We start from the raw sequence: 18,458 nt of genomic DNA on the forward strand, positions 1-18,458 counted from the left end.
GAAAAGGAGGTGGGTGCCTGTTTTATAAATGAAATAGCATTTTAATTGCCTGCAAAGCAAAGTAGAAAGCAAAACCGAATAAGCATATTCCTGATAAAACAGAGATCCGCTTCAATGTACGTGGGGTGAGGGCGCGTCGGAACCCACTCGATATGGCTGCCATCGTAATATCCCATAACATTAGCCCTAGTAAAATTGCTCCGCCGTATAATACCAGGTGCAACTGATCATAGCGGTTGATTGTATTTGCTAACACAGACCCGTAAATACCGAGCCAAAAAAGAATGGATAAAGGGTTGGTAATAGCGATCAAAAATCCGGTTGAAAATGTTTTGGCTAAGGAGTCTTTTTGGCGATTATAATCCACATCAACTTTATGAGAGCTGGCAATACTTTCAAAGCCAGTATATAAGAGAACAAATGCACCGAATGACCATAAAAATGTTTTCATGAACGGAACTTCTAAAAAATGCACAACTCCAAGAAAGACAGCAATGATAAAACAAATCTCAGCGACAATCGACCCTAACCCAATTAGCCAGGAATGAAAAAAACCGTTTTTAATTCCCTGATTTATTTGCGCTGCATTGATTGGTCCAAGAGGGGCTGCCAGCGATAGCCCGAGGAAAACATAACTAAGAAAAACACCCAAAGCACTCACTCCTTCACGATATGGAATAGCTTGTACAATATGTATGCACAAACATCCCAGTTTACCACTGCAATTAAAAAGCACATCGTCTCCTGGACGGTGTGCTGGACGATTTATCGGTTATTCGCTTGATTTGTTTCTTCAATTAATCGTAATAAGTCAGTGGCTCGCTGCATGTCATGGTTGCCGATCCCCCTGAACAAGGCGGGATTATGGGTTGCTTCATTCAGCATTTCTTCCGCTTGTTTGACCTGCTGCTGTGCTTCTGTAAAACCGCTTCGTTCTTCCTGAGCTCTTTCTACCGCTCTTTTTGCCTGGTTAAGCTGGTCCATCACAGACTGGAAATCCTGTTGATCCTTCATGGCTGATCCTCCTTTTTATTGTTAATTTGCCTGAAAAGGGGAGTTTTATCCGCTGCCTATGTAACCTTATCCAAACAAAAAGTCCACACGGCTCACGCCGTATGGACTTCATTTAAAGAGGGGAGGGTTTACTAATAGCCCCAACCGCCGCCATAGCCACCGCCATAGCCACCGCCATAGCCACCGCCATAGCCACCGCCATAACCGCCTCCTGCATAGGATGCTCCTATAATAATCAATAGGATGAACAATACGACTAATAAAGCGAAACCACCGCCATAACCTTTACTCATCAAAGCACCTCCTTTCTATTTGTATATGTTGTAAGATGACGAATGTACCGGGCAAATGCCTTTTTCTGATGAATTTAGGCTTGGGAAAGAAGTCTCGTTCAAACGTTTGAAGAAAGGGGAGAAGTCTACGAAATCCCTATCATAAATTGAAGAAATAACCTGGTAATTGTAGAAAAGGGGGGCATTTTCCCCTGGAAATAAGGTATGATAGTGGTAATAGAAAAGTAATGGAAATACAGCTTAAGAAATAGGGGGATGCGGTTTGACAAAAGAATCGGAAATCAACGTAGGTGGACTTACTTTCGCATGGGAGATGGAAGAGGGGCGCTTTCTATTTGAAGGCGAAGAAGCTGTCCTTTTTTGGATTACGTCTGCGATGAAATCCTTTTTTGATACGATTGAGGAAGTTTCAGGCGAAGAAGCTGCAAATTTAGTTATGGAAACAACTGGTTTTCGTCAAGGATCTGTGGTAGGGGAATATTTTCAAAATAAAGGTGTGGGTATAGAAGAAGTAGCAAAAATACTGCCCAATACATACGCCTCAGCTGGGTGGGGAAAAGCGGAAATTTTGAATATTGACAGAGAAAATCAGACAATGACTGTTAAACTGAAGAACGACTGGGAATATAAAATCAATAAAGCTCAAGGAAAAGAGAAGCGTGGTTCGTTTCTCTCTGCTCATTATGCGGGTATATTCTCCGGTCTGTTCGGTTCGACTATATGGTATGAAGTGCAACAGTCCCAGTTGGAAGGGCATGATTACACCTACATCAATTATTTTCCTGAAGATGTCAACGTAGCACGCAATATCCATGATTTAGCCCGCAGAAAAGAAGCTGAGCAAATCCGTCATTTAGAAGGTTTGGTCGAGGATAAAACAAGGGACTTGAAAGAGTTGGTCAGAACCCTTTCGTCACCGATCATCCCCGTGTTGGAAGGCATTGTTGTGGTGCCTTTGCTGGGTCGATATGATGAGGAACGCGCAGACGAGTTAATTACCAAGACACTAACCAACCTGCCAGAACACAAAGCCTCCTATCTCGTACTAGATTTGACCGGTCTTGATAATGACCTTACCTGTTATACGGCCAGCTTAATTGAAAAAATGGGAACTGCGGCAAGCCTGATCGGTACAGAAGTCATCATTGTCGGTATTTCGGCAGAACTAGGGAGAATCATTGCCAATACAGAGATTGATTTATTAAAATTCGATTGTTTTCAGAACTTGCAGCACGGAATCCATTTCGCCCTTGCTCAAAACGGCCGCCGGATCGTTTGACCCCCTGCTTACTACAATTGTTTGATGGTCACCTCATATGGGTAAGTATAAAACAAGTACCAAATCAAATGATAATGAGGTGAAAATAATGGGTAGACTTATAAGAAGATTATTTAAGTACGCACCAGTCATCTATCCAATGGTTCGAAAATTTATGAATAGACGTAGAAGAAGAACTACACTTTAATATGCGTCGTCCCTCCAGGCGAGGGGCGATTTTTTATCTTTCATATTATGTACTATATGAAAAAGCGGCTGACTCAAAGTGCGAGTCCCCCGCTGGTAACTACTTCTTCAATTTTTCCAGATTGGTTGCATGGAACTTGGATCCTTCAACTTCATTGACGATACTGAAAGGATTTCCATCCGGATCCAGGAATTCAAATGCATACATACCTCCCAAATCATCTATTTTGCTGACGACTACCCCTTTTTTATATAGATCATGGTGCGCTTCGTAAATATCTGTAACTAAAAAATTATAGTAACTGTTTTTCTTCCCTTTCACTACTTCGAATTCAGTAGGCTGGGGATTTTCTACTTCGATCAATCCTAGCTGAGCGTCTCCCTTTTTAAAAACAAAACCCGCTCCTCTTTCTCCAAAATCCCACTTGTCGACGAAGATAGCTCCTAAATTTTCCTGATACCACTTCATGGATTCCTCAAGGTTTGTAACAGGTATGAAAATACTGCCAACTTTAAACATTGCAACAACTCCTTTTGGAAGGATGACTTATAAAATTAAAATTCGCTGAAAGCGGCCATTTTCCTTCTTTTTTTCTGCACATCCTTCACATGGAATTAATCGAGTGTGCATGAAAGAAGACGCCGGGTAAGGGGCGTCTTCTTTGTTGGTTAGGAAATTATAAAATTTTCTTTTTGTGGATAACTTCAGGTAGTTGGTGTCATCCAGCTCCAGCGCCTACCCCCTCGAGGTCTTAAGTCAATCCTCTCTGTGATTAGAAAAACTTGACTTATCGCCGCATCCTAATGGCGAAAGCCTTAGTTTTTCTTATACTTTGATCCTTTAATAAAGTTAGTCTGTATTAAAGTACAAAGAACATCACGGTCAGCTTGTCTTAAGCTTGTCGGGGGTGAGCAAGGCGCTTGTGCTTTTTGTTCATTAACTATTATTTTGATGAAACGGGCATTTACCGGTGACCGGTTTGACGTCGTCACCGATGAAGTATTGCTTCCATTCATGATGGGTAGGATCACCATAATGACTGATGTCCGGGTGTTTTGGAAGCTGGTCCCACTTTTCCACTCGTTCGCGGACTTTCTCACGAGACATGATACCGCCTTTACTGGTCCCTTCTAACCCTTCGAAAATTTTTCTGGGCTGGAACCCCAGCACCAAAGAATTCCCCAGGTTCCGTGTTTTCCTCTGTTTGTAAGCAGGAGAGTTTCCGAAAACAAAGAACGGCTCACCTGCGAATGAGAATGCCCATAAGTGATGGTTGGGATCGGTTGGATAATCCACTGGCCAAGGTTCCCGGTCATTGTCATTCAGATAATTTAAGATTTTCCAGAAATAATCCCGATAATATTCAATTGACTTTTCTTCTTGCTCTGGTTCTACAAATAAGAAGAAACCATGCCGGATAAATGGGGGTGCTTCGAATAATTTCAAGAAATCTTCTACTGTGTTCGGGAGGTGGGACCAGTCGTCATGATTTAAGAAAGAATAACGAAGTTCTCCTTTCTTTTCCGCCCCCATTCCAAAGTAACAAGGGAAAGTCGGTTCGGTAACGATGTTATGGAATGTTTCATATTCTTCTGGCAGCCAATCAGGTACAATCGATCTGTCTTTCATATCTTGTTTTTCCAGCAGGAAACTATCTTTTTTCATAGAGCGACTCCTTTCCACACATACACTGACTATCTTTTTCCCTATTCGGACTAAATAAAAACACAGTAATGGTCTGGTACATTATGGACAAACTAATGATGAAAATAACGGAATGGAGGCTAAATGATATGGGCAGAAAATTGTGGTTATCCATAATCTTTATGATGGTGATTCCAGGATTCGGAGCGCCTTTAGGGGTGCAGGCAGAAGGTGATGAGCGGCCTATCATGCACAGACATGAACAAAAAGAAAATGATCATCATAAAGAAATTCGAAAAAAAATCGAAGAATTCGAGAAACGTGGCTATAAGCAAGAAAATATAAGGAAAGCCATTCTGATCGCTAAACATGCTGAAGTCGAGCCACAAGAAGTGTTGGATACTTATCAAATGACAAACTCCTGGCAAGCTACAGCAAAAAGCTTTAGGATTGATTACGAAAAAATCAAGCAGCATCATCAAGAAAAGGGACAGGCGTTTTTCAAACAGAATAAACCGCAAATTTTAAAAGAATTGATTGCATATACAGGTAAAGATGAAACAGAGCTGGCGGATTATCTTGAGAAAGAAATCTCTATGAAAACCTTGATGAAAGCAGCTGTAGTGGCAAAACTCAGTGAAACAGAACTAGAGCACATCATTAAGGAGAATCAAGAGGGTAAATCCTGGAAGGATATCATACTTGAAAGGGAAATTGACCCTAATGCTCTTAAATCTGAGATGAAAAATCTTTTTCACAAAGTAAAGAATAAAAGTGATTGAGCAATTTTCATTCAAATCATTGGCTTAATCCCGACTATTCTAGTAAGCTTTTAATAAACATATGCTAGTTGGGGTGAGCAAATGATCGATTTATATAAAACTCTGATTAAAAATGACCGGCAGCAACGATTATACAACAAAGCAGCAGTCTTAGCAGATAAGGCGCAACAACGCAGTACAGACTCTGACCAACAGGCTTCTTTTTCTAAAGCAAACTTAGCAGATTTGAAGCTGGAAAGGTATTTTTCCCTCCCTTTACCGGAAAAACTGGGAGGAGAAGGGCTTTCATTATACGAATTTTTATTGATGCAGGAGCGGCTTGCTACAGGTGATGGATCGGTCGCATTATCGGTCGGATGGCATCTCGGAATTCTGATGGAATTACGCGATGAACAGCTTTGGGATGAAACGATCTTTAATAAAGTAGCCAAAGAAATTGCCACGGAACAAAAAGTAATGAACCGTGCAGCCTCTGAACCAGCAACAGGAAGTCCGACTCGCGGTGGCCGTCCGGAAACCAAAGCTGTGCGTAGTGGCGGCCGCTATATAATTAACGGAAGAAAAACTTTCACCTCGATGGCTGATTGCCTGGACTATTTCATCGTATCTGCTTATGTGGAAGAGCTTGGGGGAGTCGGCTGGTTTTTGATAGATAAAAATCAGGAGGGTGTAACGGTCGAACATACCTGGGATACCCTTGGCATGCGGGGAACGGGGAGTGATGATCTCGTCTTGAAAGGTGTTTCGGTAGAAGATGACAAGCTCATTGAACTTGCCAGTCAGAAATCATCCGTACCGAAAGGATGGCTGTTGCACATTCCCGCCTGCTACCTCGGCATTGCGATTGCTGCCCGCAACGATGCAATCGACTTTGCGAAAAATTTTCAACCGAACAGTCTCGATCACCCAATTGCTGAAGTTCCTCACATAAAGCAAAAAATAGGGGAAATAGAGTTGAAGCTTATGAACGCGCGTTACTTCATGTATACCATAGCCGAGAGATGGGATCAGGAGCCAGAGAACAGGAAAGAGCTGCAGGCAGAACTGGCAGTAGTGAAAGTGACAGCGACTAACACTGCAAACGAGGTCGTCGATCTTGCTATGAGAATTGCCGGCGGAAGAGGGCTGTCGAAACGATATCCTTTTGAAAAATATTATCGGGATGTCCGGGCAGGATTGCATAATCCTCCCATGGATGATGCGGTTACAAATATGCTGGCAGACCAGGCAATCAAATAAAGAGTTTGCTGATTGAAAATAAACGTTGATCTATTGTAAATAAATATTATAAGCCAGCCGTTAGTCAATGGCTGGCTTTGTGGTTGCTATTGATTTGCAAGATGATCTGCAAAGGCCTTTGCGTATGGTGGAAGATCCGGTGGTCGGCGAGCCGAAATAATATGGCCTTCTTCGACTACTGCTTCATCGGACCAATTAGCCCCGGCATTCATCATATCATCCTTAATGCCAGGCGTACTGGTGACGTTACGTCCTTCCAGTATTCCTGCTGAAATCAATACCCAGCCGGCGTGGCAGATTTGTCCGATTGTTTTTTTGTACTCATCCATATGGCGCACAAAGTTTAAGACCTCCTCAAATCTCCGCAGCTTATCCGGTGACCAGCCGCCAGGGACGAGAATGCCGTCATAGTCCTCCGGGGAAACCTCATTGAAAGCGTAGTCTGATTTTACAGGGACGCCATATTTCCCGGTATATGGTTTGTTGGCTTCTTTTCCTACAATGTGGACAGTGGCGCCTTCTTCTCTCAGGCGAAGGACCGGGTACCATAACTCCAAGTCCTCAAAATCGTCACTGACCAGAGCAATCACTTTTTTATTTTGTAAACGCATAAAGGTACCTCCTTTTCTTTTGGAAACCTATCCACAGTTTAACAGACAGCCATGATGTTTATCGAAGGATAACCATCAAAAAAAGCTGTTTCCCTGGTTAGGAGAAACAGCTTTACTTTTTAAGAAGTTTCGAGTTTGTTCTTGAATTGTTCCAATTTATCTTTTGTCTCTTTCGCAAGGTCCTTTATTTTGTCGGTGTCCGGCTTATCCGCTTGTGCCTCATCAATTAAAGGGTAAAGACTTTCTTCAATATTTTTATAATCCTCTTTATAATTCTCTTCGACTTTTTTTTCAATCCGATCCCAGTCTTCTTCTAATGTCTTGCCTATTTCGTTTATTTTAGCTGTGTCTTCTGAAGATTTACCGACTGTCGTGTTTAAATCCTCAACGGTCGCTAGTACTACATCCACTCCAGATGGTAAGTCTGTAGAGACTTCACCACCTGAGCTTGAGGATTTCTTGGATTCCTGTTCTGTTTCTTCTTCAGCGGCACCTGAATCGTTTGTATCTTCTGGTTCAATCGTGTCATCGTTGCCTGATGTGCCGCAGCCTGCCAACACAATTCCAGCTGCCAACATAAAACTTAGTAGTTTGAATAGTTTCATGAGTAGACTCCTCCTTTGTTTGTTAGCAAGTATTCCCAACAAGAAAGAGTTACAAACAGTGTCTTTTTATTTAATATTATTAGATACCTTTGATGTCATAATATCAAAAGTGTGATGCCGGAAAGAAGCAAAGAAGTTATTGTCATGGCTAGCATCGGCTTTAATGCTTTTGAACGAAGGGCTGCTAAGCTGACATTAAGTCCTAATCCGACCATTGCCATGGTCAGAATAAACGTGGTAGTTGTGGAAATGAAAGAAACCAAAGCATCATGGAAGGGAATGTAAATGCCTAGTACATAACTTCCTAACAGGCTGGTGGCAATAAAGCCGAGAAGGAACCATGGAAAGGCTACTTTTTCCGTGGTTTCCGGATTTCCTTTTTTTCGCATGATGTAGATGAACAGGAAGCTTAATGGAACTAACAGCAGAACACGACCCAATTTTCCAACTAGAGCCATAGCAAGACCGTCTTCACCGGCAGGAGCTGCCGCAAGTGCAACATGGGCAACCTCATGCAAACTGATACCTGCCCAGGACCCATAAGTAGCCGCATCGATTGGAAGTATCGGCCTGATCAGGGTATAACCGATCGCAAAAACTGTACCAATCAGAGAAATGATGCCAGCGCTGATTGCTGTATCCTCGGCTTTCGCTTTCAATATCGGTGACACAGCAGCTATTGCAGAAGCTCCGCAGACTCCTGTCCCTACACCAAGGAGTAATGACAAGGAGTAATCCGCACGGAACAACTTTGCAAATAACAAGGTCACTCCGATGGCAAATATAATTACTGCTACATCTCTGAGCAGGAGTGGTAATCCATCTTGAAAAATGACATTCATATTCAACTTCAATCCAAACAGTATAATAGCTAGTCGTAACAATTTTTTAGCGGAGTATTGGATACCGGATCGGAGTTTTTCCGGGTAGCCGAACAGCTGACGGTAAATGACAGCAAGGATAATGGCAGTTGCTAATGGACCGATCATAGCAAGCCCTGGTATCCATGCGAGTAAAAATCCAAAACCAGCAATCAGTGCTGTAAACAGAATACCGGCGACCCATGATAAATGACCTTTAACTCTGTGATTATTTTTGAGCATAGCGCAGGCTCCTAAAAAAGTTTTGCGTTTAAAATCACTATACGTCAGCATTAATTATTAGTAAAATATAATTTAATAATGGTAATCATTAATAATACTAATAGTAGGTGAAATTATGGATTTAGAGGCACTGCGGACTTTGATAGTGGTAGTTGAAGGAAAAAGTTTTACGAAAGCGGCCAAAGCTCTTTCCATCTCCCAACCCAGCGTCAGCCTGCATATTAAAAATCTTGAGGAACTGTTTCAAACCAAATTAATTGACCGTTCTCCAAAACATTTTCATATCACGCCGACTGGAGAGATTGTTTACCAGCGGGCCAAGCAAATAGCGAGTATCGTTGAAAAGACACATGAAGAAATATTCTCCTACCATAATCAGTTGACTGGTTCTCTAACGATCGGTGCAAGTTATACAGTTGGCGAATATATACTGCCATCTTTATTAAAGGACTTCGATCAAAACTATCCGGATATCGATTTACAGATATATATTGAAAATACAGAAAAAATTAATCGTTCTGTGCTGTTACATGAATTCGATGTTGGCCTCGTTGAAGGTCAGGTCAAATCGAAGGAACTGCGTTCGTTCCCATTTTTAGAAGATGAAATGGTATTAATCGTACCGATGGACCATCCGATCCGTGAATTAAATAATCTTAAATTAAGTGACCTGCAAGGACTTACATGGGTAGGAAGGGAGGAAGGATCCGGGACTAGAGATATTATGGATGCCGTATTTCGCGCCTACAGTATCAATGCGAAAAAATTAATTACCATTGGCAGTAACCATGGTGTCGTACAGGCGGTTCAGCATGGGTTGGGGTTATCCTTCATTTCCCGATCCATCGTAGAAAATAAATTCGGTGAAGATCTTATGGTCCGTCTTCCAATAATTCAGTCACCGAATCGCTTTTTTTCTTGTGTGCTGCCTGCTGAAGGAGAGCTATCTAAAAATGTGGAAGTATTTTTAGAGGCGATCAAAGATAAATATAAAATGGAGAAGTGAGTTCTAGTTCAAAAACAAGAAACCTTATAGTCCTTCATTCGTATATAAGAATAGCGGTGAAAAGGTAGGTAAGCCTCAAGACCGATTTACTCGTTAAAATAATTAGTACATGATAGGGATGTGCAAAAAATTTGCACGAATAATCCTGAAAACAAGGAGTAGAAGTTATGCTAAAACGTATAGGTTTGATTATGATGGCACTGGTTATCTGGGCAGGGGCAGGATTGACGCCGATTGTGTCTGCTTCTACGGATGGCAACAGTGATCAGGGAATCAACGAGAAGCTTGGAGTACCGATTGTAGTTTATGGGGATACATTGACAGATGCTCAGGAAGAAGAAGTTCGAAACCTGTTAGAGGTGGAAAATCGTGAAAACGTAGATGAGTTTTATGTAGATGGACAGGATATAGCCAATTATATCAATGGCAACCCGAATTCGCGTATGTTTTCTTCTGTGAAAATAATACCCCAGGAAAAAGGGGAAGGCCTTGAAGTTAATATTGTGACACCCGATAATATTACAGCGGTGACTAAAGAAATGTATGCCAATGCTTTGTTGACTGCGGGTGTAGAAGATGCGATTGTTGATGTGGCATCTCCTGTAAAAGTAACGGGACATTCTGCTTTGACCGGTATTTATAAAGCCTATGACTCTAAAGGCGTCAAGCTGGATGAAGACCGGATGGAAGTCGCCAGTGAAGAGTTGGATGTCGCTACAGAACTTGCCGAAAAGTCGGGCATGGATAAAGAAAAAGTCAGTGAACTGCTGACCGAAATCAAAAAAGAAATGGCAGCTCAAAACCCTGCAACAAAGGAAGAAATCGAGCAGATTATCAATGAAAAGTTGAAATCGTTGAACATTGAGTTAAGTGAGGAAGACCGACAATTATTGATCAATCTTTTTGAAAAGATGCGGGCATTGAATATCAACTTTGACCAAGTGCAAAAGCAGCTTGAGGATATCACCTCAAGTGTGAAGGATCTACTGGGCGATAAAGGCTTCTGGCAGAAAGTTTCAACTTTCCTGCAGCGTATTGTTCAGGCCCTGTCTGATTTCTTCACCAGCATATTTGGATAATCATCATCGAGTGTAGGCTAACGAAGGCTTACACTCGATTTTTATATGTAAAAAAGCTTAGGGAAGAGCCCTAAGCTTTCGTTTAGTAGTAAGGTGAAATCATCAAGTAGACAATAACTCCAGTGAGACTAACGTACAACCAGAGTGGCATTGTCCATCTGGCAATTTTACGATGTTTGTCCACTTTCATAGCAAGTCCACGGAAAAGAGTGAGTAAAGCTAACGGTACAATCACCGCTGCCAGGATAATATGCGTAATCAGGATAAAATAATAGATTGCCTGCAATATTCCTTCTCCCCCATAAGAAGTAGAGGAGGCCATCGAGTGATAGGTCAGATAAGATACAAGGAACAATGCGGTGGACGTGAATGCTGCGAATATGAACCGCTTATGCCAGGTAACATTTTTTCGTAAAATCATAAATAATGCTGCCAGCAGAAATACAAATGTGAAAGAGTTCAGAATGGCATTGAGAAGCGGCAGTAAGGTAATATCAAAGCTGGTACCACTGTCTATTTTTGGCACAAACAACAGGGCTACGACAATCAAGTTGATCGCGAGTGATAAGCCTACTACCCAAGGTACATAGTTGAATTCTTTATTGGTATCCAATGTCGATTCCCCATCTCTAAAAATATAATTCATTCCTTAGTATATCGAAGTGGAATAGGAGAAGCACCTTTAAAATCTTACTATTTTATGAATTATCATCGTGTTAATGGTGTTATATGAAAGGGTAAGCATGTACATAGAAACGATTGGAGGGGTTTATGTGTTTATTTTTAGAGAAGATGCATTACAGGGAAGACATATTTTAGTTACTGGTGCGACCGGCGGGATCGGCTTTGAAACGGCAAAGGCGGCAGTACAGGCTGGTGCTGCCGTTACGATTACCGGCCGCAATGAAGAAAAACTGCAAGAGTTGAAGCAAGCCTGTGAGGAAATTACCACTGATGCGAAAGTTTTTGTACAAAAAGCCGATCTGACTAAGGACGAAGATCGAAGACATTTAGTTGAGTCAGCTAATGAGGCATACGGAAGGATTGATGGATTAGTCAACTCTGCCGGAATCGGTGGGGGAGGGCCAGTCCAAGATTTGCCGGAAGAAGAGATGCGGAAAATTATGGAGCTCAATTACACCTCAACCGTGTTTTTGACGCAACTAGTATATGAGACGATGCGAAAAGCAGAATCAGGGGCTATCGTAAACTTATCTTCTTTATCTGGCCTGAGAGGAACAAAAGGAAATTCCGCTTACAGCGCATCGAAGTTTGCGGTAACAGGTTTTACACAAGCATTTGCGCATGAGGCGATTGAGGAAAAAATTCGTGTCAATGCGGTGTGCCCGGGTTTTGTTGATACCTCGATGGGGCTCAACGCGATCAAGAAAAAAGGAGAGCGTGAAGGCCGAAGTTTTGAAGAACAAATGAAGGTGGTAGAAGAGGGGATACCTTCAGGCCGGATTACGAAAGCGGAAGAAGTTGCTAATACGATTGTCTTTTTAATGAGCGATGCAGCTGAAAATATTGTCGGCGAGTCCGTGAAAATTTCCGGTGGAAGTGTCATGCGTTAAGTCAACTAGCGTACTAACCAAGGTTTTCGCACCAGATATGAAGGTATCTCCCGTGTTCGACAAATTTTCGAGCTGTTTTCGACTTTTTCGAGCGTAACATCAAAATATCGAGACCACTTCAAAAGAGCCTGGAGTACTCCAGGCTCTATTATTGGATTTGGTCAAACGTTTGTTCAGTTCACCCATGCGACTCAGTAAGTTCATCTGGAAGGTCAGGAGGAAAATGGTTTCGGTATGAAAAGAGCAGAATCAATAAGGCAATCTCAGCAATCAGATGCAGGATAACGGTAATGATGATGAAGATCGGTGTCCATTCATTGTACGAATTAATCATGAATGTTTGAGCTATTGCCCCAAGGAGTGCAATCGGAAGATAAAGGTTCAACACTTTTTTAGCACGTCGCTCCCCGTCTGGCCAGCCATATTTTCTCGCTGATTCTGCCATTCCTGTAAGCAAGTGATAGACAAGTATGATTTTGATTAAACCGAGCAGCAGGGTATACCCTGTGTACACGAGCACGTAATCCATGCCATATGGGTCATTGGTGTTTTGGATGAAGACGGTAGGAATTGTTAGTAATGCAAGACCATACGCTAATTTGTGCAGCTTTTCATATCTCCCTGTGTGTTCGTGCAGTGTGATAATTCCTGAAGCGATTAACAAGTAGCCAACAGGATCAGCTAAGATATCAAGCGCGAGGATATGTATTTCAATAAAAACTAATAAAAATCCAACAAAGATACGTCCGAAACCCTGCTCGATCATTGGCTTTCCTCCTTATGACGCTCGATCAGCTCGTTTATATCTTCCTGTTCGAGAATGGGCTCGTAACGAGCGATGCTGGTAGTCAGCGTAGATTTTCCATCTTCTGTCTTTCCGATAGCTCTGATAGGAAAACGATAGCGGTGAAAGCGATTTGGGTCTTCTTTTTCAAAATCAAAACGGCTGGAGATTTGCAGCCAATCTCCTTTGCCAAATTCTACAGGGAGAGGGTAATCTGTGATGCTGGTTCCCTCCAGCACACGTTCTCCCAGGCCCGAGGCAGGAGTTTCCTTAGCTGCCATGTCAGTATAAAGAGAAGCGAGTTGCTTCTGATCATCGGCAATGTTCACTTGAAAAGCCTCGTGCAGCTGATCCTCGAAAGGATAGTGGAGCTTCTGTAATGTGAAAGCATGCTCTGTTTTCATTAACAGCCCATCTTCATTTTGATTGGAACTGCTGCTTGCCATATGGCTGAACATATCGTCGGGATTCACTTTTATAAAACTGATGTTACCAAGGACCACCTGTTGGCTTGTTCCGTCAGAAAAAAATACGGTCGCTTGCTGGAATTCAAACTTCCCGTTTTTATCCAGCTTCTCTTTTAATTGATTTTTATCTATCTCAAAAGAAAAAGCTTTAAGTTTGTGGTGTCTGAATTGCTGCAAAAAAGACTGACCAGGATTTTCAGCACCCCCATAGAAAGTTCCTGAATAGTTATTCTGGGCATTATAGGTAAACAGGCCGGGCAGTTCAATACTGGTGATTTCAGCAGGATTGTGGCGGTTGGTTATGTAATGGACTTGAAGCGGTGTGTTTTCGCCTTGTTCTATCTCGTGGTATTGTTTCAGTATAATCGGTGTCTCCAGTTGGTTTATGGAAAAATAAATACTGTTACCCAGCCAGCTAAGAAGGGCTATAGCCATACCCACCAACAAAAATTTTTTCTTCATTTGCTTCTCCCTTTCATTTCAACTCCTTTTTTAAATACCATTCTACTGCATTGGAATAGAAAACTTTCTCGGCAAGCTCTTCTCCCAAGGTCTCCTGGATAAGTTTAATATCCGTATCACGAAACGGACGGGGTGCACGGGTAGAAGGGAGGTCGGTGCCGAACATCAATGCATCAGGATTTACATGGACTATTGCTTGTAATGCTCGTGCTAAATCCATATTGACCCTGCCGAACCCGGTAGCTTTAACTTTCACACCATGAGTAACGAGGTTCAGTAATGTATCAAAACCAGATTCCGTCAGGCCAAGGTGATCGATGGTAACAGCGGGGAGCGTTTTAAGTGTACACTCGATTTCTGGCAGGTTTTTTGATTCAATATATAAGTCTACATGCCATCCCGCGAGGTCATAAATCCGGTGAGCAAAAGTTTCTAAATGTGCGAGCACTCCTGGTCCTCCGCGTTTAACATTAAAGCGGACTGCTTTTATTCCGGCTTCATTCAACGATAGTATTTCTTCGTCCGTTGTATTTACTGGAAGCTGGGTTACTCCGACGAATCTATCGCCCAGAATTTGTAGGGATTTTTTTAAATATTGTTGGTCATAACCCTGAAAAGAACCTGAAACAACAGCACCTCCCGCTAGGTCCCAATGTTTCATCCTCGTATAATAGTCTTCCCAGGTGAACGGATCTGGGATGTAACCCTGGTTTTCAATCAATGGAAAACAGGGGTCGATGATATGTACGTGTGCATCGAATATTCGAATGAGGTCCACCTCGCTTTCGGAAAAATTATCCATTACAATTCTACCATATTCAATTTTTTAGTGTAGGACTTGAAGTGAAAAGCATGGTTGTCATGGCTACCACCAGAATAGTGATAGCGGAAAGCAGCAGAGTCTGCGAAGAAAAAAGCCATCCGCCTAACAAAATGACCGCAAGGTCGATGGAGAAAATGGCAAAACCGACATTGATATTTAAAAAGTCAGCGACCATCTGTGCCAGCAAGTCTGTCCCTCCCGTGCTTGTCTGGTAACGAAGCATCAGTCCGATACCACCACCTACAAAAGCCCCGCCAATCATCGAACTGATGGCTGGATCGAGAGCTAAATGGAAATTTCTCAGCCAATAAAATAAATCGATGAAGAAAGAAGATATCAATAAACCATGCAGGCTGTTATAAAAATATTTACGGTACTTGAACCAGGCAATCAAAAAAATCGGGATGCTAACAAATAGAATGGTCAAACCCGTTTCCAGTCCCCACAAATAATGAAAAATCAATCCGATGCCAATGACTCCCCCATCAAGTACATGATCTGGTACTAAAAAAAAGTTGATGCCGAATGCCAGGCATGCACTGCCAATGATAATGATGATACCTTTTTCAATCAGTTCCTTCATACGATAACCCCTTCATTTTGGACAGGTTCTCTTCATTTATATGCAGCACGTTGCTTAATAAGAAAGGGTACTGCTAAAACAATAAAATCGAAGGCAATGTAATTTTACAGTTAAATCTACCGTTACTGTAAACTCAGTTTCGAGACTTTAGGTTGAGGTTATGGCGGCTGGGAAAACGGATCGCTTTCCGTAGGCAAGTGGTGAGCTTCCTCAGGCTTCTCCTTCCGGGACCTCACCGATCATGATCATCCCAGAGGAGGATCAGCGAACTCCCGTGGAAAGGGAGTCGTTCCCCACCGGACCGTTATTCAGGCAAAAATTTCGAAATAAAGTCTTCGACTTTACGGTGCAATAATTCAATAAGCCTCTTATAAAAATCATTAACCTGAATAGGGGCTATTAAAAAAATAGAATGTCTGGAAGCCCATTTGCACAAACTAACGATTAATGAACTAGTGAGAAATGAGGGAACGATACATGGATTTTGATATGTTATGGAAAGCAGTTGTAGTAGTAGTCGGTGGAACACTTCTTCTAAGGGTAGCCGGGCGGAAATCGATATCACAGATGACCCTGGCTCAAGTAGTCATTATGATTGGAATTGGCTCATTGCTCATCCAGCCGATTGTTGGAAAAAATATCTGGACCACATTAATTGTCGGCCTTACCCTGGTTTTGACTTTATTAGTCATGGAGTATGTGCAAGTTAAGGTAAATCCTTTAGAGAAATTCATCACTGGCAGTTCCAAGGTTGTCATTGAAAATGGAGAGCTACAGATTGATAGATTGAAAAAGCTGCGGTTGTCGGTGGATCAATTGGAAATGAAACTTAGGCAGAATAGTATCACCGATATCAACGATGTCGCCTATGCCACGATAGAACCGAATGGACAGCTGGGTGTTGAGTTGAAACAGCCGAAACAACCAGCCACAAAGGGGGATATTGACAGTCTGAAAATGGAAGTGATGGCATTGAAGCAGCAGCTTGGCCAGCTTGGAACAACAGCTGCTTATACGGCTAATAATCCAGCCCCTGCCATGCAAAAGGATATTTTTAAAGAGGTATCCCAGCAAGGCCATACCGAAGATCCTCCTGAGCAGTTCCACTAAAAAAGAAAATAAAGTTTGGCCTTCCTGAATAGATATAATGAGGACTATCCAACAGGAGGGGTTTTTTTGAGAACTTACCTGGAAGCTGCTCGGTTTGAACATGCTTTTTGGCTGCAGATATTAGGGGACCATGCCCGTTTCATCCGTGACTCGCTTTACCCGACTGAAACGAAAGACATAGAAAAAACAAAACAGTTCATTACTATATTTGACGAAATGGGTGCTAAGTCCAAGAATTTATCATTTGAGGAAACCAAAACATTCACCCAGAAGGCAGGAGACCATGCGCGAAATTTCCGAGTGTATAAGCTATCACTTCTCCAAAGGTCACTGGAAGGAAATATAGGTATTCATTTGACACCTACTTTTATTAATCACATGGTTAATGAGCTGGAAGAATATCTGCTTGTCATTGGATATCTGGGAAAAGGAAAGGAGCCGCCCGTTTTTCATGAGCTTCATCACCATATGCTATGGCTTTTGGATGCTTCCGGCCATGCCGGAGCGATTAACGACACGATGGATGCCACCGAACAACAAATCAAAAAACAGAGCGATGTCTTTCGTCAAACGTTCAATGATTTGTATTTGAAATCGGTAGAAATGACAGGGTATTTACGAGCTAATATCCAATCTTTCCCCGCATTGACACGTTTCAATAACGAAACGAAAGTCGAAATGAAACTGTTCCAGACATTTTTGAAGGAGCTGGAAGAAATGGAGTTAACGGACGAAGCGTTAAGTTCCTTTACACCTTTGATGGCAGACCATATGTTCCGGGAGGAATGTTACTACTTATTCAAGGTGGCGCAATCTACTGCTTCAAAGTTTCCGGATTGTGATCCCACAAAACCGCGTCTTAAAAAAGGGGATAAATAAAAAGCTACATAACGGATATGCTAATAATCGACGTTTATAATCTTCAAACAAAGTAGGAATGTATATGCCTGAATTCAAATATGACTCCTGTACCATCCATTACGATGATATCGGTAAAGGGATACCACTAGTGTTGATACACCCGCCTGGCATGGGGAGGCTGGTCTTCACCTATCAACACCCCTTGGGCAATCAATACCGCTTATTGATTCCAGATTTAAGTGGGCATGGAGATTCATCGATTGCATCAGAACCAGTAACGATAAAGCGGTATGCGGAGGAAATCAAGGCGCTTCTTGACCATACAGGCTCTCAGAAAGCTGTCATCTGTGGTTATTCAGCAGGGGGGGGAGTCGTCCAGGAGTTCGCATTGGCTTATCCAGAACGGACCAGGGCGTTAGTCTTATCTGGCGGATATCCAAAAGTAGAAACACAATTATTGAAGCTGGAATACCGTATTGGAATGAAATGGCTCGAAACAAAGCCTGATTCTTTGATTCGGGTACTAGCCCGATCTCACTTTTTAGATACGAATGTCCAGCAGTTGATAACCGGTCATATGGGGAAAGCAGATTTAAAAAGCTGGTATGATTTTTACGATGAGTCCTATCGATATGATTGTTCAGCACGTTTAGGCGACATAGACTGCCCGGTTCTTTTAATGTATGGGGTTCGTGTATTCTGGATTCATCACCATAGTTACCACTATCGAAAGTGCGTAGATGTCCGCTTAACTCATATCGAAAAGGCGACACACCAACTGCCGACGAAGCATTGGCATAGCTTCAATCATTATGTGGATTTCTTCATACAGGAAAACCTGACAAAACAAACTTATCACCAAGCAAAGACCATGCGATAATCGACACCCCTGGATGAGGGGTGTTTTTTATTAGATTTAATGTATAAATTCCCAGACTCAAAACTGGGGGAC

The 18,458-nt window shown here is 42.2% G+C and carries 21 protein-coding genes and 1 pseudogene; 9 read left to right on the forward strand and 13 right to left on the reverse strand.

Annotated elements, in window-relative coordinates; all coding sequences use genetic code 11:
• Window positions 1-22 precede the first annotated feature (22 nt).
• From BLV00_RS12030 to BLV00_RS22360, 3 genes and pseudogenes are all read right to left on the reverse strand, one after another.
• Complete coding sequence (locus tag BLV00_RS12030) at window positions 23-652, reverse strand: LysE family transporter (protein ID WP_093045224.1); 630 nt, start codon at window positions 650-652, stop codon at window positions 23-25.
• A 113-nt stretch (window positions 653-765) separates the two neighbouring features.
• Window positions 766-1,014, reverse strand: a complete 249-nt coding sequence (locus BLV00_RS12035) for a hypothetical protein (protein WP_093045225.1) — start codon at window positions 1,012-1,014, stop codon at window positions 766-768.
• A 209-nt stretch (window positions 1,015-1,223) separates the two neighbouring features.
• Window positions 1,224-1,307 (reverse strand): annotated as a pseudogene (locus tag BLV00_RS22360) (YjcZ family sporulation protein); the annotation flags it as partial.
• Window positions 1,308-1,569: 262 nt separating this feature from the next.
• Between BLV00_RS22360 and BLV00_RS12045 the strand changes: the two are divergent.
• A complete protein-coding gene (locus tag BLV00_RS12045; RefSeq protein ID WP_093045227.1) occupies window positions 1,570-2,586 on the forward strand; it encodes an STAS domain-containing protein in 1,017 nt (338 codons plus the stop codon).
• A gap of 286 nt (window positions 2,587-2,872) precedes the next feature.
• Here the strand turns inward: BLV00_RS12045 and BLV00_RS12050 are convergent, their stop codons facing one another.
• Window positions 2,873-3,292 (reverse strand): VOC family protein, encoded by a 420-nt coding sequence (locus BLV00_RS12050; RefSeq protein WP_093045228.1) that lies wholly within the window; start codon window positions 3,290-3,292, stop codon window positions 2,873-2,875.
• 417 nt (window positions 3,293-3,709) lie between these two features.
• Complete coding sequence (locus BLV00_RS12055) at window positions 3,710-4,438, reverse strand: YqcI/YcgG family protein (RefSeq protein WP_093045229.1); 729 nt, start codon at window positions 4,436-4,438, stop codon at window positions 3,710-3,712.
• A 128-nt stretch (window positions 4,439-4,566) separates the two neighbouring features.
• Here BLV00_RS12055 and BLV00_RS12060 point away from each other — a divergent pair, with 128 nt between their 5' ends.
• Window positions 4,567-5,199, forward strand: a complete 633-nt coding sequence (locus BLV00_RS12060; RefSeq protein ID WP_093045230.1) for a hypothetical protein — start codon at window positions 4,567-4,569, stop codon at window positions 5,197-5,199.
• A gap of 81 nt (window positions 5,200-5,280) precedes the next feature.
• Window positions 5,281-6,438: an acyl-CoA dehydrogenase family protein gene (locus BLV00_RS12065; protein WP_093045231.1), complete on the forward strand. Its 1,158-nt coding sequence runs from the start codon at window positions 5,281-5,283 to the stop codon at window positions 6,436-6,438.
• Window positions 6,439-6,524: 86 nt separating this feature from the next.
• Here the strand turns inward: BLV00_RS12065 and BLV00_RS12070 are convergent, their stop codons facing one another.
• The 3 genes from BLV00_RS12070 to BLV00_RS12080 form a co-directional block, all read right to left on the reverse strand.
• Window positions 6,525-7,049, reverse strand: coding sequence for a type 1 glutamine amidotransferase domain-containing protein (locus BLV00_RS12070; protein WP_093045232.1), 525 nt, complete (start codon window positions 7,047-7,049; stop codon window positions 6,525-6,527).
• Between the two features lie 119 nt (window positions 7,050-7,168).
• Window positions 7,169-7,654 (reverse strand): hypothetical protein, encoded by a 486-nt coding sequence (locus tag BLV00_RS12075; protein ID WP_093045233.1) that lies wholly within the window; start codon window positions 7,652-7,654, stop codon window positions 7,169-7,171.
• 95 nt (window positions 7,655-7,749) lie between these two features.
• A complete protein-coding gene (locus tag BLV00_RS12080) occupies window positions 7,750-8,757 on the reverse strand; it encodes a YeiH family protein (protein ID WP_176791495.1) in 1,008 nt (335 codons plus the stop codon).
• Between the two features lie 115 nt (window positions 8,758-8,872).
• Here BLV00_RS12080 and BLV00_RS12085 point away from each other — a divergent pair, with 115 nt between their 5' ends.
• Both BLV00_RS12085 and BLV00_RS12090 read left to right on the forward strand, forming a co-directional pair.
• Window positions 8,873-9,763 (forward strand): LysR family transcriptional regulator, encoded by an 891-nt coding sequence (locus BLV00_RS12085; RefSeq protein WP_093045235.1) that lies wholly within the window; start codon window positions 8,873-8,875, stop codon window positions 9,761-9,763.
• 167 nt (window positions 9,764-9,930) lie between these two features.
• Window positions 9,931-10,842 (forward strand): DUF1002 domain-containing protein, encoded by a 912-nt coding sequence (locus BLV00_RS12090; RefSeq protein ID WP_093045236.1) that lies wholly within the window; start codon window positions 9,931-9,933, stop codon window positions 10,840-10,842.
• 82 nt (window positions 10,843-10,924) lie between these two features.
• On the opposite strand, the gene BLV00_RS12095 is transcribed toward BLV00_RS12090, so the two are convergent.
• Window positions 10,925-11,488 carry a DUF420 domain-containing protein gene (locus BLV00_RS12095; protein WP_093045237.1) on the reverse strand — a complete coding sequence of 188 codons (564 nt, stop codon included), beginning with the start codon at window positions 11,486-11,488 and terminating at the stop codon, window positions 10,925-10,927.
• 127 nt (window positions 11,489-11,615) lie between these two features.
• Here BLV00_RS12095 and BLV00_RS12100 point away from each other — a divergent pair, with 127 nt between their 5' ends.
• Complete coding sequence (locus BLV00_RS12100; RefSeq protein WP_245728959.1) at window positions 11,616-12,416, forward strand: SDR family NAD(P)-dependent oxidoreductase; 801 nt, start codon at window positions 11,616-11,618, stop codon at window positions 12,414-12,416.
• A 178-nt stretch (window positions 12,417-12,594) separates the two neighbouring features.
• Here BLV00_RS12100 and BLV00_RS12105 read toward each other — a convergent pair whose 3' ends face one another.
• From BLV00_RS12105 to BLV00_RS12120, 4 genes are read right to left on the reverse strand one after another with little or no spacing between them, the layout of a single operon-like run.
• Entirely contained in the window at window positions 12,595-13,182 is a 588-nt protein-coding gene (locus BLV00_RS12105) for a hypothetical protein (protein ID WP_093045239.1), read from the reverse strand.
• On the reverse strand, window positions 13,179-14,129 hold the full coding sequence (locus BLV00_RS12110) for a hypothetical protein (RefSeq protein ID WP_093045240.1): 951 nt from the start codon (window positions 14,127-14,129) through the stop codon (window positions 13,179-13,181). Before BLV00_RS12110 ends, BLV00_RS12105 begins: the two co-directional genes overlap by 4 nt.
• A 13-nt stretch (window positions 14,130-14,142) precedes the next feature.
• Complete coding sequence (locus tag BLV00_RS12115; RefSeq protein WP_218131902.1) at window positions 14,143-14,898, reverse strand: amidohydrolase family protein; 756 nt, start codon at window positions 14,896-14,898, stop codon at window positions 14,143-14,145.
• A gap of 49 nt (window positions 14,899-14,947) precedes the next feature.
• Window positions 14,948-15,535 carry a YitT family protein gene (locus tag BLV00_RS12120; RefSeq protein ID WP_093045242.1) on the reverse strand — a complete coding sequence of 196 codons (588 nt, stop codon included), beginning with the start codon at window positions 15,533-15,535 and terminating at the stop codon, window positions 14,948-14,950.
• Window positions 15,536-16,012: 477 nt separating this feature from the next.
• Between BLV00_RS12120 and BLV00_RS12125 the strand changes: the two genes are divergently transcribed.
• From BLV00_RS12125 to BLV00_RS12135, 3 genes are all read left to right on the forward strand, one after another.
• Window positions 16,013-16,645, forward strand: a complete 633-nt coding sequence (locus BLV00_RS12125; RefSeq protein WP_093045243.1) for a DUF421 domain-containing protein — start codon at window positions 16,013-16,015, stop codon at window positions 16,643-16,645.
• Between the two features lie 66 nt (window positions 16,646-16,711).
• A complete protein-coding gene (locus BLV00_RS12130; protein WP_093045244.1) occupies window positions 16,712-17,524 on the forward strand; it encodes a DUF2935 domain-containing protein in 813 nt (270 codons plus the stop codon).
• Window positions 17,525-17,588: 64 nt separating this feature from the next.
• The gene (locus BLV00_RS12135) at window positions 17,589-18,386 is read left to right on the forward strand and encodes an alpha/beta fold hydrolase (protein ID WP_176791497.1); all 798 of its coding nucleotides are present in this window, start codon (window positions 17,589-17,591) and stop codon (window positions 18,384-18,386) included.
• Window positions 18,387-18,458: the final 72 nt, after the last annotated feature.

It is taken from the genome of Thalassobacillus cyri (assembly GCF_900107755.1).
Taxonomy (GTDB): domain Bacteria; phylum Bacillota; class Bacilli; order Bacillales; family Halobacillaceae; genus Thalassobacillus; species Thalassobacillus cyri.

Bases quoted from the DNA above. Each gene is read 5' to 3' on its own strand.
- BLV00_RS12035 (WP_093045225.1), bottom strand. From the start codon at position 1,014: ATGAAGGATCAACAGGATTTCCAGTCTGTGATGGACCAGCTTAACCAG.
- BLV00_RS12050 (WP_093045228.1), bottom strand. From the start codon at position 3,292: ATGTTTAAAGTTGGCAGTATTTTCATACCTGTTACAAACCTTGAGGAA.
- BLV00_RS12055 (WP_093045229.1), bottom strand. From the start codon at position 4,438: ATGAAAAAAGATAGTTTCCTGCTGGAAAAACAAGATATGAAAGACAGA.
- BLV00_RS12060 (WP_093045230.1), top strand. From the start codon at position 4,567: ATGGGCAGAAAATTGTGGTTATCCATAATCTTTATGATGGTGATTCCA.
- BLV00_RS12065 (WP_093045231.1), top strand. From the start codon at position 5,281: ATGATCGATTTATATAAAACTCTGATTAAAAATGACCGGCAGCAACGA.
- BLV00_RS12070 (WP_093045232.1), bottom strand. From the start codon at position 7,049: ATGCGTTTACAAAATAAAAAAGTGATTGCTCTGGTCAGTGACGATTTT.
- BLV00_RS12075 (WP_093045233.1), bottom strand. From the start codon at position 7,654: ATGAAACTATTCAAACTACTAAGTTTTATGTTGGCAGCTGGAATTGTG.
- BLV00_RS12080 (WP_176791495.1), bottom strand. From the start codon at position 8,757: ATGCTCAAAAATAATCACAGAGTTAAAGGTCATTTATCATGGGTCGCC.
- BLV00_RS12085 (WP_093045235.1), top strand. From the start codon at position 8,873: ATGGATTTAGAGGCACTGCGGACTTTGATAGTGGTAGTTGAAGGAAAA.
- BLV00_RS12090 (WP_093045236.1), top strand. From the start codon at position 9,931: ATGCTAAAACGTATAGGTTTGATTATGATGGCACTGGTTATCTGGGCA.
- BLV00_RS12095 (WP_093045237.1), bottom strand. From the start codon at position 11,488: ATGAATTATATTTTTAGAGATGGGGAATCGACATTGGATACCAATAAA.
- BLV00_RS12105 (WP_093045239.1), bottom strand. From the start codon at position 13,182: ATGATCGAGCAGGGTTTCGGACGTATCTTTGTTGGATTTTTATTAGTT.
- BLV00_RS12110 (WP_093045240.1), bottom strand. From the start codon at position 14,129: ATGAAGAAAAAATTTTTGTTGGTGGGTATGGCTATAGCCCTTCTTAGC.
- BLV00_RS12120 (WP_093045242.1), bottom strand. From the start codon at position 15,535: ATGAAGGAACTGATTGAAAAAGGTATCATCATTATCATTGGCAGTGCA.
- BLV00_RS12125 (WP_093045243.1), top strand. From the start codon at position 16,013: ATGGATTTTGATATGTTATGGAAAGCAGTTGTAGTAGTAGTCGGTGGA.
- BLV00_RS12135 (WP_176791497.1), top strand. From the start codon at position 17,589: ATGCCTGAATTCAAATATGACTCCTGTACCATCCATTACGATGATATC.